Source organism: Edaphobacter sp. (genome assembly GCF_035532915.1).
Taxonomy (GTDB): Bacteria; Acidobacteriota; Terriglobia; order Terriglobales; family Acidobacteriaceae; genus Edaphobacter.
Map to the genome: position 1 here is coordinate 1 of NZ_DATKQC010000348.1, position 13,450 is coordinate 13,450.

At 56.4% G+C, this 13,450-nt stretch carries 13 protein-coding genes and 1 pseudogene; 8 read left to right on the forward strand and 6 right to left on the reverse strand.

The genetic code is table 11. From position 1 onward, the window contains the following. The first annotated feature begins 190 nt into the window (after positions 1 to 190). The 8 genes from VMU57_RS16585 (at position 191) to VMU57_RS16620 (ending at position 10,366) form a co-directional block, all read left to right on the forward strand. Positions 191 to 4,384, forward strand: a complete 4,194-nt coding sequence (locus tag VMU57_RS16585; protein ID WP_325385412.1) for an RHS repeat-associated core domain-containing protein — start codon at positions 191 to 193, stop codon at positions 4,382 to 4,384. A 12-nt stretch (positions 4,385 to 4,396) separates the two neighbouring features. After that, positions 4,397 to 4,852 (forward strand): hypothetical protein, encoded by a 456-nt coding sequence (locus VMU57_RS16590; protein WP_325385414.1) that lies wholly within the window; start codon positions 4,397 to 4,399, stop codon positions 4,850 to 4,852. A gap of 285 nt (positions 4,853 to 5,137) precedes the next feature. Continuing rightward, on the forward strand, positions 5,138 to 7,450 hold the full coding sequence (locus VMU57_RS16595) for an RHS repeat-associated core domain-containing protein (RefSeq protein WP_325385415.1): 2,313 nt from the start codon (positions 5,138 to 5,140) through the stop codon (positions 7,448 to 7,450). 3 nt (positions 7,451 to 7,453) lie between these two features. After that, the gene (locus tag VMU57_RS16600; RefSeq protein ID WP_325385417.1) at positions 7,454 to 7,786 is read left to right on the forward strand and encodes a hypothetical protein; all 333 of its coding nucleotides are present in this window, start codon (positions 7,454 to 7,456) and stop codon (positions 7,784 to 7,786) included. Between the two features lie 75 nt (positions 7,787 to 7,861). Beyond that, positions 7,862 to 8,455, forward strand: coding sequence for a hypothetical protein (locus VMU57_RS16605; RefSeq protein ID WP_325385419.1), 594 nt, complete (start codon positions 7,862 to 7,864; stop codon positions 8,453 to 8,455). A 12-nt stretch (positions 8,456 to 8,467) separates the two neighbouring features. Then, entirely contained in the window at positions 8,468 to 9,346 is an 879-nt protein-coding gene (locus VMU57_RS16610) for an RHS repeat-associated core domain-containing protein (protein WP_325385421.1), read from the forward strand. Continuing rightward, positions 9,343 to 9,783 carry a DUF7674 family protein gene (locus VMU57_RS16615; RefSeq protein WP_325385422.1) on the forward strand — a complete coding sequence of 147 codons (441 nt, stop codon included), beginning with the start codon at positions 9,343 to 9,345 and terminating at the stop codon, positions 9,781 to 9,783. The genes VMU57_RS16610 and VMU57_RS16615 overlap by 4 nt, the downstream gene beginning before the upstream one ends. 49 nt (positions 9,784 to 9,832) lie before the next feature. Beyond that, positions 9,833 to 10,366: a DUF6650 family protein gene (locus VMU57_RS16620; protein WP_325385423.1), complete on the forward strand. Its 534-nt coding sequence runs from the start codon at positions 9,833 to 9,835 to the stop codon at positions 10,364 to 10,366. 210 nt (positions 10,367 to 10,576) lie between these two features. Here VMU57_RS16620 and VMU57_RS16625 read toward each other — a convergent pair whose 3' ends face one another. From VMU57_RS16625 to VMU57_RS16645, 6 genes and pseudogenes are all read right to left on the reverse strand, one after another. Then, the gene (locus VMU57_RS16625) at positions 10,577 to 10,744 is read right to left on the reverse strand and encodes a hypothetical protein (RefSeq protein WP_325385425.1); all 168 of its coding nucleotides are present in this window, start codon (positions 10,742 to 10,744) and stop codon (positions 10,577 to 10,579) included. A 178-nt stretch (positions 10,745 to 10,922) separates the two neighbouring features. Beyond that, positions 10,923 to 11,546 (reverse strand): annotated as a pseudogene (locus VMU57_RS16630) (HipA domain-containing protein); the annotation flags it as partial. Continuing rightward, the gene (locus VMU57_RS23140) at positions 11,534 to 11,725 is read right to left on the reverse strand and encodes a helix-turn-helix domain-containing protein (RefSeq protein WP_414648667.1); all 192 of its coding nucleotides are present in this window, start codon (positions 11,723 to 11,725) and stop codon (positions 11,534 to 11,536) included. The pseudogene VMU57_RS16630 and the gene VMU57_RS23140, both read right to left, overlap by 13 nt. A 289-nt stretch (positions 11,726 to 12,014) precedes the next feature. Continuing rightward, positions 12,015 to 12,362, reverse strand: a complete 348-nt coding sequence (locus tag VMU57_RS16635) for a hypothetical protein (RefSeq protein WP_325385426.1) — start codon at positions 12,360 to 12,362, stop codon at positions 12,015 to 12,017. 178 nt (positions 12,363 to 12,540) lie between these two features. Then, entirely contained in the window at positions 12,541 to 12,786 is a 246-nt protein-coding gene (locus tag VMU57_RS16640; RefSeq protein WP_325385428.1) for a hypothetical protein, read from the reverse strand. 59 nt (positions 12,787 to 12,845) lie between these two features. After that, positions 12,846 to 13,124 (reverse strand): hypothetical protein, encoded by a 279-nt coding sequence (locus VMU57_RS16645; protein ID WP_325385430.1) that lies wholly within the window; start codon positions 13,122 to 13,124, stop codon positions 12,846 to 12,848. Positions 13,125 to 13,450 lie beyond the last annotated feature (326 nt).

Here is a 13,450-nt window from a genome sequence, read left to right on the forward strand (position 1 = left end):
TCCCTCTGCATCAAACATCCCCTACGATAACGATACGACGTTTTATAGCGCTTATCCTGCTTCTATAGAAGACCGCAATGGGAATACTGTTACATTCAATGGTGCTAACTATACAGATACTCTGGGAGCCACCGCTGTATCCTTCGGGGGGTCTGGGATGTCAACCGGATCGGGCACAGATACAATCACAGTGGCAGGACTCTCGGCGCCATATAATATAGTCTGGGCCAGTCCAGTAACCCCACACTACTATATCGATTTTACATTGGCTCCCACCAATGACACTAACTGTCCGGGTCTGCCACCGATCTATGTGGGCGTCCCCATTCCCCATATCCAGAGCATTACACTACCCAACGGAGAGCAGTATCAGTTTTCCTATGACTCAACCTACGGGACGCTGAAGACAATCACCTATCCTAATGGCTCGAGCGTAAGCTACGATTGGGCTATCATTCCAAACTTTGAACCCGGCTACTTCCACTTTACTCGAACTATGGGATCATATGGCATAAACTATCAGTATACATCGTATTGCGCCTACAACTACGATATTGTGGGAATCGTCGGACGGCATGTCTTCCAGGGAAGTACCGAGGTGCTTACGCAAACGTTCTCGTACACTCCAGCATCCTCCTTTGCCGGCCTAACGACTACGGCAGTAACAACAACGGACAATGTACGGCATAACAGCACGACCACGACGACTACTTATTATAAGAATACTGAATATGCCAATGGCTACGTTCCCTACGCAGAGGAATACACTCCTGGCTATATGTCCATGGAGTCGACGGAGTCGACTACAGACTACAGCGGGTCAGTGCTACAGACCACCCAGAAGGCATGGTACAATGGCTCGGAATGGTACGAGCGCGATCTTCTGCAAAGCGACAAAGTTACCGTAGGAACCAACGGTCCTACGTCGCAATCAGCTTATAGCTACGCTATCGGAGGGACCGTCGCCGAAAAAGATGAGTACGACTACGGTGCCTCCTCGCCAACGCGAAAGACTATCATCCAGTACCATACCTTTGGTTCAACTCCGATCTATCCATATGGGTCCTCTATCTTAGACCGGCCATCCAGCGTGATTACCTATGATTCCGGTGGAAGCGAGGTCGCTGAAACAGACTACGCTTACGATCAGAATGCTGCTGCTGGGGTATCTGCTACCCAGCACGACGAGACCAACTACGGTCCATCCTCGACGGCGCCGCGTGGCAATGCAACGTCGGTTGTACAGAAATGCTTACAGAACTGCCCCGACGCGGTTACGCAGCTCAGCTACGACGAAACGGGCCAGGTCATTTCCACTACCGATGCAAAAGGCAATCAAACCACCTATTCGTACGCTGACAACCCTGCGGGAGGCAATCCAGCGGGCAATTCTGACGCTTACCTCACGAAGATTATCTATCCCTTCACAAATGGCATTCAGCACGTCGAGAAGTTTCAGTACGATTATGGAATTGGCTACCTAACTGAGGTCATCGACGAGAACGGCCAGCCAACCGATTACACTTACAATGACCCCTTGAGACGGCTGACGGAGGCGCAAGGGCCTCCGGACCCAAGCGACGGGAATCAACGCCCGACAACAACGTATTCTTACAACGATTCGGGCTCCTCCCCGAGCATCACAACAACTGTACTCCAGGCCCCGGATCCGGCGAAGACCACTGTCCAAGTGATGGACGGGATGGGACATACCGTGCAGACCGAGTTAACCTCGGATACAGAAGGAACGGACTACGTGACCACTGCCTATGATGGTATCGGCCGCGTGTACACCGTCACGAACCCGTATCGCTCCACTTCGGATGCGACTTATGGATTGACAACGTACACATATGACGTGCTGGGCCGAAAGGTACTTCAACAGAACTCTGACGGCAGCATGGAGCAATGGTGCTATAACGGGATTCCTGACTTCTCCGGTCAAACGAACTGCGTCGCACAGATCGGTCACGTGAATCCGAGCTTCTGGGTTGATTTCACGGATGAAACGGGGAGGCACTGGCAGCGAAGCAGCGACGGGCTCGGACGTCTCACAGAAGTCATCGAAGACGCCAGCAATTCGAAACTGGAAACTGATTATCAGTACGATGCGCTCGACGACCTGGCGCGGGTCGATCAATGGGGTGGAGCATACGGCGGCAGCGGGGATCGCGTGCGCACGTTCACGTATGATTCGCTCTCGCGACTGCTTTCGGCCCAAAATCCGGAAACAGGAACGACCACATATAGCTATGTCGCCAGTGGCTCATTCTGCTCGGGCGACCCGGCCCTGCCGTGCAGTAAGACGGATGCGAACAACGTGACGATCAACTATAGCTACGATGCGTTGGATCGGATAATCCAGAAACAATCGCCTTCGTGGACTTGGAGTTACACATACGATCTGGCCTCCGTCGGAAACGGCGGCGCTTTTCAAGCCGCCTATCCGATAGGAAGATTGGTCGAAGCCTCAAATAACGTGAACGCTTCGGAGCAATATTCCTACAACTCGCGCGGCTTGGTCGCCTACCAGGCGAACTGCATTCCGAGTAATTGTACGCAGACGGGAAACGCGTTCTATGCGCAGTACGATCTGGCCAACAACCTGACCTCACTGACTTATCCCGACGGACGGGTGGTTCAGAATAGCTGGGATGGAGCAGGACATTTGACAGGCGTGAACTATACAAGCTGGAACGGCCAGTCGGTTGGCTACAACTATCTGTCGTCGGCCTCCTACTGGCCTGACGGTGCGCCGATGACGATGAGTAGCGGCAACGGGCTAACCACGACATGGTATCGCAATGATCGTCTCCAGCCGGTTGAGACTATTTTGCAGAACGGCAGCGGTGCGAAACTCTTCGACCGGGAGTATTGCTACGGTCCTGCGGCGCCGGTTTCTGGGGCATCCTGTAGCTCACAAAACACTGCAGATAATGGCAACATCTTTCAAATATTGGACGTGCTCAACGGCAACAACTCGCAAGGATTCTCCTATGACAATCTGAATCGCATTGTGGCATTCGCCAACGGCGGCGGCAACATGCAGCAGACCTACTCCATCGACCCGTGGGGGAACCTGAGTCAGAGCGGAACGCTCAGTTCGGGGCTGTTTTTTACTGGTGCCGCCACCAACCGCGACACCTCGGGCACGCTCGGTTACGACAACGCGGGCAATGTAACCGGCTGGGCCAGCGACTACCAGGGCACCCTGAACCATTCGTATGCGTACGATCCGGAGGGCCACATTACCGGTGTGGACAACGGCGCGGCCACGTACACTTACGATGCGGAGGGGAACCGCGCGCGGAAAGATTCCGGCGGCTCCTGGACGGAGTATGTATACTTCAACGGCCAGCCGCTGACCGAGAATAACGGCGGCGCAATCTGGATCGACTACATTTTTGCTAACGGAGTCAGGTTGGCGCAGGGGAGCAGCATAAATGCACCAAACGACTCATCTGCGACGATCTATTATCACAGTGATCAGCTCAGCTCGACGCGGCTGCTGACCGACAGCGGCGGCAATGTTGTTTCTTCCTATGAGTTTTATCCATTTGGGCAGGGGCCGCAGCCGAGCGGGCAGAACCACTACCTGTATACCGGCAAAGAACGTGACGCCGAATCAGGTAACGACTACTTCGGCGCCCGTTATTTCGGAAGTTCAATGGGGCGTTTCCTTTCGCCCGATCCCTTCATTCCGTTCAATCTGAAGAAGGATCAATTCCAGGCGTGGATCGCAAATCCACAGCACTGGAACAAGTACGCCTATGCCCTCAATAACCCGTTGAAGTACACCGATCCAACGGGTATGACGGAGACTATCTACTACTTCCTGAACAGCAATTTGACCCAAGCGCAGCGAGACTTTATCAACAAGCATCTCGGCCAGATTGAAAATGCGATTGCAGACAAGCTGCACAAAGCGGGGATAAAGGACGTGGTCTTCAAGGATGGAAGTCAATTGAGCGCATCCGAGATTCACCACATGGACCTGCAGCATCCCGAGGGGGTAGCACGCCTAAACTTCGCCAATCAGGGCTATGGAGGGTGGAATTCAACGAGCGCAAATGGAGGAACGATGGGGAACGTTTCCGCAGTTCTGATGGGGAATTTTGATGGTGGGCATCCCCTCGCTTCAGACCTTATACAGGCTCTCGGAAATGTTGGCGCTCATGAGTTGGGCCATGGGATGGGCTTCGCAGCGCATACCACTGGATGGAGCGCAACGGATCAGATATATAACCTTTTCCATCCGGATCTGATGAATGAGAACCAAGGGAACTTCGGAATCTCGAAGCCTAAGTACTTCGACATGTCGATCCCGCAGAATCGTCAGGCCGTCGAAGAGATCAACAAACAACCTGAATATCAGCCTTGGTAGGGAGCAGTTCACATGCAAATCACGTCTGCCCTGTACAAGTTCGCGTATTGTGTGACGTTGGTGATAATTCTGGCTATTTTGCTCCAAGGGGTACCCTTTGGCAGTGTAACCACCACACCGAAGGCGTTGCTTCTCTGGGCTTATGTTGCCGTTGTCATTCTTACGGGCGTGGTGGCTGTGGTTTTCCGGAGGCTGTCGCGAAGCTTCGTGTGGGGCGTGGTGGGTATCTTTTGCGCCTTCTTCACTTGGCAAAACTGGTTCGGTCCTGGAGGGTTCTTTATCCAGACCGAAACGCATTCGTTTGATCCGACTGCTGCCGCCGCTGAGAGCGCACGCTTTAATCGCCAGGCAGCTATTTCATATGTTGTGATAATGATCTGGTTCCTGTCCCTTCCGCTCCTCAGGCAATTCTCCAGGAGAACGGGAGCCAAAAATCTAGGCGCTGCAGTTCCGCCGAAGCCCCAGTGAGCCTACGACGTGAAGTCGTATATCTATGACGCAACCCGCCTTTTGTGCATCGAACGTGGCGGGTGGCCCAGGTCTGACCAGCCCTAAGAATGGGTGCCCCATGTCTGGATTTTCAGACATGGGAGACCACGAACCCGGACCGGCCGCCGCTCGTTCTTTCCGGAGGATGTACTGGAGATATGGGATGTTGGCATGACTGCGGGGCTGCTTCGTTATTTGCAATCCGGTGGGAGTTTGGGTGATGCTCCACCGCTGTGATCAGTAGTAGCAATGAGGGAGAGCAGCATGTCGCGCACGTTAGGCAAGGTGATTCTGCTGTTGGCGATTGCGGTGGGACTGGTTAGCCGGGCGCAGGCCTCCTCCACGGCCACGATCACGCTAAACGGCGCCGAGCAGCAGGGGGATGCCAATACCATCACGGTTTCCTTCAACGGCTATGTGGAGACGGTGCACTACGGCCAGTATTCTACGATCGCCTCGATCGCCTCGGCCTTGGGAGGCATGTTCACGCGGGACTACGCCCAGGCGGGCCTCTCGGCACAGGTCCTCTGCGGCGGCTCCACGAGCACGGTCACCTTCAAGCTGCAAGGCACGGCCACCTTCGGCGCGCTGGACGTAACCGGCTCGACCACATCGTTCCAGTTGACTTCTTCCGGCTTTTCCTCCCAGGGGTCGTCGATCTCGGACACGGGCACGGTGACCCTGAGCGTGGGAGGGATGGTGGCGGCGTCGACGAACTACGGCGCAGGAGCGACGCCAAGTAGCGTTGCCTCAGGGTTGGCCGCAGGGGTCACCTCTGGCTCTCTTGTAAACGTGACCGCGACCGGCGACGGCGTGTACCTGCAAGCGAAGACCACTGGCTCGGGAACCAATTACGGCTATACGGTCGAGACCACGAGCTACGACTCGGCGGACTTCGGCCAGCCCTCGTTCGTCTACCCGGCGGTGACGGGCAACCTGGACGGAGGGGCGGACGCGGGTTCCGGCTCACCGCAGACGGTTTACAGCTACGCGGCCGGCTACGACGGCGCGGGCAACGTGACCAGCTACAATGACCTGGTGACGGGCAGTTGGACGTTCGGCTACGATGGGCTGAACCGGCTGTCTTCGGGCACGCCGGGCGCTGGAGCACCGGGGGGCTACGCGGGCATGCATCTCTGCTTTAACTACGACGCCTTTGGCAACCGCACCCAGGCCGACCTGCAACCGGCGGCGTGCAATCCGGGGAGCGACCCCACGAATGCGAGCTACAACGCGGCCAACCAAGTGAACGGCCTTTCGCACGACGCGGCAGGCAACGTCCTCAACGACGGCAGGAACCAATACCTCTACGACCCGGAAGGGCGCATCTGCGCGGTATCCACCAGCTATAACGGAACGACGATCATGACCGGCTATCTTTATGATGCCGGCGGCGCCCGGGTGGCCAAGGGCAGCATCCAGACCTGGGGCAGTTGCGATCCGGCGGTCAACGGCTTCCATACCATGACCGCCTATGTGCTCGGACCTGGGGGCGAGCAGGTGACCGAGGCCAGCGTGGACGCCAACAACAATCTGACATGGGTGCATACGAACGTGTGGGAGGGCGGCGCAGTCCTGGCCACCTATGACAACAACGGACTCCATTTCTATCTCAATGACCCCTTGGGCACGCGCCGCGTGCAGACGAACTACGCAGGTGTGACCGAACAATCCTGCCAGAGCCTGCCTTACGGCGATGGCGAAACCTGCTCGCCTTCCGAACACCTGTTCACCGGCAAAGAACGCGATTCCGAATCCGGAAACGACTACTTCGGGGCCAGATACTACGCAAGCTCAATGGGGCGGTTCTTGTCGCCTGATTTCGGCGGTCCAATGCCCAATATGCCGGATGCTGTACCGTGGGCTGATTTTGAAAACCCGCAAAGCCTGAATCTGTACAGCTATGTGGGCAACAACCCGCTGACCGGAACAGATGATGATGGGCACGATTACTACCTGATGGGCGGCAGCCAGTGCGGACAGAATGGGATCAACTGCGATCAGCAGGGGTACGTTCTGGGGGCGGATGGGAACCGCTCTGTGGTCACGGATCAGGCGTTGGCAAACGGGACTTATGGAGCTAATTTCGATTCCAATGGCAATCTGACCAGCATCACGACAGGGCAAGGAACGTTCGGGGCGCAGTTCTTCGATGCAAGCCCGAATACGCCGAGCGCCATAGTGCCAGCCGACGAGCCGATTTCCGGTTGGTCTCAGAGCTTCATCCAGCAGACCAATGCCTACAACCAGGGCGCAAAGCCCATGATGGATGTGTTGGCTCTGAATGCCGCCGCAGGGATGGGTATTACGGCTCTAAGCGAACTGACGCTGGAAGGCGGCATGACAACCCTGGGGAACATCACTGCGACTCCAACTTCCGGTGAAGTTGCGAGCGCGCAGAACACTCTCGCAACCGGTGGTCGTAAAGGTGTGGAGAGAGCCATCAGAGCCCTGGCTAAACGAATAGCTGAACACCAAGAAAAGCTCAAAACCATCAAGGGTAATCCTGGCTCGATAGAGCGGGAACTTGCAACTTGGCGGAGACAAATCATCGCATTACAACAGGTGTTGAGGTGATCTATGAGCGAACTTCTTCTGCAAAAACAAGAACCCTTGGATGACCTGCGGAAGCGGCTCGAAGGTTGCGCGATGATAGCCAGGCTTGGCCCGGAGGAAGCCTCTACGCTCGTTCATGCCTTCTCTGACCTAGAGGAGTCGTTGCGGCTCTTCCTAGACGAGCAGTTGCCGAAGCTGGCCGATCCTGCCATGCAGGGCGAAGGGCTGGAGAACTTGTTGTTGGACATCCGCGAGGAGTTCAGGCATGTTCTCTATCACCTGCATGATCCTGTGTTTTTCCGTGCGGTGGAGCCAACGCATGACTGGTTGGTTCTGGCCGAGACCGTCAAGAAGTAGTTCCGGCACTCAGGGTGTCGAGGCTGGAGTGGCAGCCTACGGAACGGGTGATGCGTACGCGAAAGCGAGGATGGGATGCGCCGCTGGGCACTAATTGTTTTGCTTCTATCAGCCACCGCTCAGGTGCAAGCTCAGGCGGCGAAGTCCGCGCTTGCGACCCTGAAATTTAGCCTTGAAAACGGACGGGGATGCGAGGCAAGTATTCGCGAGATACCTTCGTCAGCGCCAGAACAGCAGTTCGCCATTTCCTGTGAAGGCAAGCCTCTTCTGACCTATTCTACCGGCGACGATCTCGTTGACCTCTCAAGGGACTCATCGGCAGGAGATCGGATCGTAACTCGATGGGAAGGCGGCTCCCACTTTCGCATGGCCATATTCCACGTGAGCGCAACCGACCGCTCGACGACGGCCCAAAAGGTTTTCGATGAGACACCGGCGTTTGCTCCAGACTTCCTCGTTGCTCCAGATGTTGTGCTTGTTTATAGAGATAAACGCTTCGTCGGTTCAGAAGCCATCCCAAGCAGAACTGACGTATATCAGTGGAAAGATGGCGAGTACGATCTGGTCAAGAGTTGGAAATGGAAGGACGATATGCGTTATGCGGACCGGTTCTGTGTTTTGGATGTCAAAACATTGTCTTGCCCGGTGACGCCCCTTCCGCTGAAGTGACCCGATATGCTTATGATGCGGCTGACCAACTGTACGGAAACACCTGTTCCCAGTTCATCCCTGTTCACCGGCAAAGAACGTGACTCCGAATCTGGTAACGACTACTTCGGGGATAGATACTTCGCATCGTCTATGGGAAGAATGCTTTCACCCGATCCTGGGAATATAAGCGCAATCTTCCACATGGACGATCCGCAGTCGTGGAACGGGTATGCGTATGCACACAACAACCCGCTCCGCTTCACCGATCCGACGGGCGATACCTATCGGGTTTGCGATTCGAACGGGCAGAATTGCAGCAACTTAGACGATAAGACCTTTGAGGCAGACCAGGCCAAGGATCAAAAGAACGGGGAGTATTTTCAGAACGGCACAATGTTCCACAAGGATGCCAACGGCAACAACGTAACAGACGGCACATATAAGCAGACTGACGTTGATATGCCCGGCGATGCAGGGACAAACATCGCAGCAATGGGGCGAATTGCCAGCGACGGCAACGGCGCGATCAACATGATGTTGACGAACTACGCAACAACCATCGCAACGGCAGGGGTTGGCGAGCTTGTCGGGCCTGCTGTCTCCGGGTACATACAAGCCAGCAAGCTTTCAATGCTCAAGCCGTTGGTCACGAATCCAAAACTTGCTGCGATCGTGGACGAACTTTTTCAAGCCACGGACAAGATTCCAGGTGGTACAGCAGGCGCGGTTCGGTTCGAGTCTGAATCGGGAATCATGCTATCTCCCGCAGGTCATGCCCAAGATGCGCAGAGCATCGTGGGCCAGTTAAACAATCTGCTAAAAAATCCAAATACGGGTTGGAGCTCCCGTGATCAGGCAGTGGCAAAGGAACTGATCCGCGATCTTGAGAACTCGCTGAGGGGAAGATGACCGGTGTGGAGATTACATCGCAGAATCTTGTAGAGCAGCTTCGGTTGGCGTTCCCGGAGATCGAGGATCGCTACCTGGAAGAACTCCGCTCATGGAACGGAGAGTTTCCTGGCAATTACAACGTGTTCGCGTTCGTCTTCAAGCCATTTTTGCAGACAGAACTTGCCAGGGAGCACAACGACGATTTCATCGTCCGCTTTTGCGGGTTCATGGAGCAAGTCTGCACGTCTCAGGACAAAGAGGCGGTCAATGTCCTCTGGCTCAAAATATTTAAGCTGCTTCTGGCGGATGCCGCGACAGTGAAACGTCTCTGGCCCTTCCTCGGTACTTCCACAAAAGCGAACTTGGCGGATGCTGCCATCCGTTGGGGCTTGGTTCGCAGAGTCCCGGCAGTAGGGCTGATCGACGGCCTGAAGCACTGGGCAGGTCTGGAGTAGCGACAGGCCGCCTCCGGCGGCCTTGTCGTGAGAGTAGAAAGAAAGCCTGATGAAGTTCTCTGAGATCGCAAACCGTCTGACAGGCATCTCGACTCCGTTCGGCGGGGCGTCGTGGCAGCCTGCGGAGATGGAGATCGCCACGGCGCGGCGAGTCATCGCGTTCCTTGAAGATCGCCGTGTGCTCTACGAGCCAGGTCAGATGGAAGTGCCTTCGCACTGCGTTCACTCCGTGATCGAAATCCGGCATCGCCTCAGCGATGAGTTGGGCAAGCTGGACAGTAACTCAGAGTTGGGCGCAAGCCTGCGGGCAATGCGGGCGGCTTGTCACAAGTTCTTGGAGCGAGTCGGCACCGATGGCGAGCGAGTGATCCACTTCGCCAACGATCACGGCCACTATGCAAGCTGGACCTTTTACGGAGCGCTGGGAGAGCTGCGCGGGACGTTCGGAATCCATGTAGCCAAGATCGCCGCTGCGTTCAAGCTGGACGTGAAAGACGGTCTGGCCTCCATCCTGCCCGCCAATGCCGAAGCCGATGTGGGCGATGATGATCGTCTGTTGCGCAGACGGCGAGTGATCGAGTGACGCATCGGGCCGCTCTTCGGAGCGGCCTTACTGTGTCTGCGCTTCTTCTGCCTTGTCGTTGCCGGTGGTCTGCCCTGCCATGATTTATTTACAGGGGCGTATCGAACCGCGCGAAGCCGCCTGTTCGTTGCATCGCGGCTCCAGGCGCAGGTTCCTGAGTAGGAACCGCGTTGCGCCCGTGAGCCAGTGAAGCCGGTATCGTGAGCCCCTCTAGTCTGCGTGCGAATAGTCGCTCTCGCGGCTCATCATGTACTCCATATCGGTCGGCTCGTCCTCCGTGCGAACGAAATTTTCTTCAAAGACCTTGTCGAAGATGTCCGCAACTTGTTCGAGAGAAATGGTCTTCAGATGCTTCCGACAAAAGGAGCAGTGCGCCATTCGACCCATATTCTTGATTTTTGCTTTAAGGACCTTCTCGCCTACGCATCGGTGACATAGGCGCGAAGACCCGTCTATGGGCTCAGTCATTTCTCACCTTCTGCTTCACTGGGAGCGAACCGCGGGTGGGGGCTTCCGTCCCTTATCTTAAGGGGGTGGGGCGCTGAAACCTCGTCCTTTATTCATCAGAACAGATCCCCCGCAGCCGCCTCTTCGTCCCGGAGATAATCGACTCGGCAACTTCCGTCGGATAGCCCTCTGGCAACTTCGCTGCTTCACGATCTATGGCCTTTTCCGCCGTCTCGCGCAGTTCGTCGAGGATCGAATCCACGACCTCTTTGCCGATGCCGGCGCGGTTCGCTGTTTGGATGAAATGACGAGCAGCGATCGTCTTCATAATGTAGTGCCGGTTGTCCCCGACCGCCATTGCCAGGCGGAATTGATTGTGGCGAATCTGCTTGGCATCGACGCTCGGCTGTGCCGAAATCACGTCATACAGTGGCGCCAGGTGGTAGCGGCCGCCGGGTAGCAAAAAGACGCTGAAGTTCTTCGCATGCCCGTCCGTCGCGCCCAGCAGCCAGAGCGCAATTACCGCCTTGAGAAAGATCCTCTGATCCTCCGCGGGGGTATCGCTTCCGCGCAACAGATGAAGGATCGCTTCAATCCCCGCCCCACCATCGCTCTGATACTTGCGGGACGGAACGACGGAAAGAGCCTGGCAACAGTCCTCTTGTGGCAATCGCAGCAAGCGCCCATCCTGTGTCCACAGCCGATCGAACCGCTCCACAATCAGGACACGCCGCTCTCCATTCTTCCGCGCTCGATACGCGAGATAAAAGCGCGATCCATCGTGGCTTTACGTCCAAGTTCAAGTTGAGTCAGGCCGGTCTGAGCCCGCAGGTATCGGAGTCTCCGGCCCAGGGCCCGCGCGAGTTGATTCCCCTGAGAATTCACTCGGGAAATTGGTTGACGGTTGGACATTGCGAGTTCCTTTCTTTCCCCGCGTGTGGGGCTCTCGATCGGTTTCTGGACCGACAGCGGCCTAAGAAGCAAGACACCGACGGATAACTCGAGTTATTGCCGGGCACATTGGAAATGAACGTTGATCCTGTTTGCTCTTTTTCAGTGATCAGCGAATTCGAGGAGCCGAGACAGGCGATGCGTGCAGAGAGCTTGACCGGCTCGAAGCCGACCTGCACCGCGGATTGAAGTGGCCTGAAGCCGTTGCACTTCGTGGCCTCAAACCGGTTAGCCTAAAATCTCGAATCGTCTAGCTGTCGAGCAACCGAGGTGTATCGCCGGAATCCTCCGCTGTGGCGAAGGCAAATGCGCCGAGTTCAAACGAGGAATCGGCCAGCAGTCGGCGCGCGAGGAGCAGGTTTTGTACTTCGGAAGAGCAGCAGGCACGGTGGTACGCCTCGGTGCTCTTCCAGAGGTCGAGGCAGAGATAAATCGCTTTGGGAACGTCCTCCATATGCTCAAAAACGTCGAGCTCAATTAGTTCCGGGGCGATGCGGCAGGCAGCCGTCTGCCAGCTGCCGCCCCGCCGGACGGAGCGAACAAAGAGGTCCCGCGCGTCGCGATTTGTGACAGAAAAGAGCGAGGCTACGAGGAGCATGGCGAGTCCTTTCAGAGTGGTTGGAAATGGAACCGGCGTAGCCGGTTGCGGAGCGGTAAGGATGTTTAGAGGGAGGTGATTCCAAAAAGGTGGGGAAAGGGTTGGCAATGCGGATTGTCAACAAATGCAGTCTCTCGGGGCCTTTCTTTTCCTGCATCGCGGACGCCGGCGAGGGGCGTCAGCACTTCTTCTCAAGCGTTGCCGCATGCCGTCCGATCAACCACGCCGTCAGCGAGCCCCACACCAAACACGACAGGAGTTCATGTGCGGCGGCCAGCCCGGCCGCGAGAACGGTTACGGCGAGCGCAACGGTTTTCGACGGATGCCAACACTCGCCGATGGCGATGCCGGTCAGAAAAATCGTAAAGCTGCCAAGAAACACACCCAGTGGATTGCTGAGACTGACTTTCATCTGTTCGCCCACGATCTCTTCTCCTTAAGAACTACGGCGGTTAGTGCGCTGATTTCGGATTGACGGCGCGTTCATTGTTCTACCGGCGGTCCGCCCAGGAGTTCGGCCAAGTTGGGCCAAAGCAGTCCGAGCAGCCGGAGCAGTGCCCGCCGATACTCGGGACCTTCGAAAGTCTCGTCGCCCGCGAAATACGCGTCGATCTCCGCCAGGGCGCCGCTCTCGTCGCCTTGGTGTGCGTCGATCGCCGCCATCAAAAGATCTTCAAGTTCGTCGACGGCCAGCCAGCCAGGCGGCGTAAAGACCTGGCCCTCCGGTGTGGAGTTATTTCGCTGCGGGAACCTGTCGTGCATGGGGTCTCCTGTCTGTGCCGCCTGAGGGTTGAAGGCCCAGACGCGGCGCGGGTTGATCGGGTGAAAGGTTTTGGGGCTCGTATGATGTCCGGACGCTTCTCGACTGCTTCCAGTGGGGACTCGGAGCCGCCGACACACACCGGCGCGGGCGCGCTGTTGAAGTGTGCAGATCAGGGATGACCAAAGAGAGGAAAGTGGCTGAACAACGTGCCGCCGGTACCTGAACCTCGTACGTGCGCGATCCCGGAATATCGATTCTCCGTCATCATTCCCACGGCAGACCAGATTTTCATAAGGGAACGAGCAGAGAAGACACGCCTTCACCC

Excerpts from the sequence above, each read along its gene's own strand:
- VMU57_RS16615 (WP_325385422.1), top strand. The coding sequence starts at position 9,343 with ATGACCGGTGTGGAGATTACATCGCAGAATCTTGTAGAGCAGCTTCGG.
- VMU57_RS16595 (WP_325385415.1), top strand. The coding sequence starts at position 5,138 with ATGTCGCGCACGTTAGGCAAGGTGATTCTGCTGTTGGCGATTGCGGTG.
- VMU57_RS16645 (WP_325385430.1), bottom strand. The coding sequence starts at position 13,124 with ATGCACGACAGGTTCCCGCAGCGAAATAACTCCACACCGGAGGGCCAG.
- VMU57_RS16625 (WP_325385425.1), bottom strand. The coding sequence starts at position 10,744 with ATGGCGCACTGCTCCTTTTGTCGGAAGCATCTGAAGACCATTTCTCTC.
- VMU57_RS16600 (WP_325385417.1), top strand. The coding sequence starts at position 7,454 with ATGAGCGAACTTCTTCTGCAAAAACAAGAACCCTTGGATGACCTGCGG.
- VMU57_RS16605 (WP_325385419.1), top strand. The coding sequence starts at position 7,862 with ATGCGCCGCTGGGCACTAATTGTTTTGCTTCTATCAGCCACCGCTCAG.
- VMU57_RS16635 (WP_325385426.1), bottom strand. The coding sequence starts at position 12,362 with ATGCTCCTCGTAGCCTCGCTCTTTTCTGTCACAAATCGCGACGCGCGG.
- VMU57_RS16610 (WP_325385421.1), top strand. The coding sequence starts at position 8,468 with ATGATGCGGCTGACCAACTGTACGGAAACACCTGTTCCCAGTTCATCC.
- VMU57_RS23140 (WP_414648667.1), bottom strand. The coding sequence starts at position 11,725 with ATGTCCAACCGTCAACCAATTTCCCGAGTGAATTCTCAGGGGAATCAA.
- VMU57_RS16590 (WP_325385414.1), top strand. The coding sequence starts at position 4,397 with ATGCAAATCACGTCTGCCCTGTACAAGTTCGCGTATTGTGTGACGTTG.
- VMU57_RS16620 (WP_325385423.1), top strand. The coding sequence starts at position 9,833 with ATGAAGTTCTCTGAGATCGCAAACCGTCTGACAGGCATCTCGACTCCG.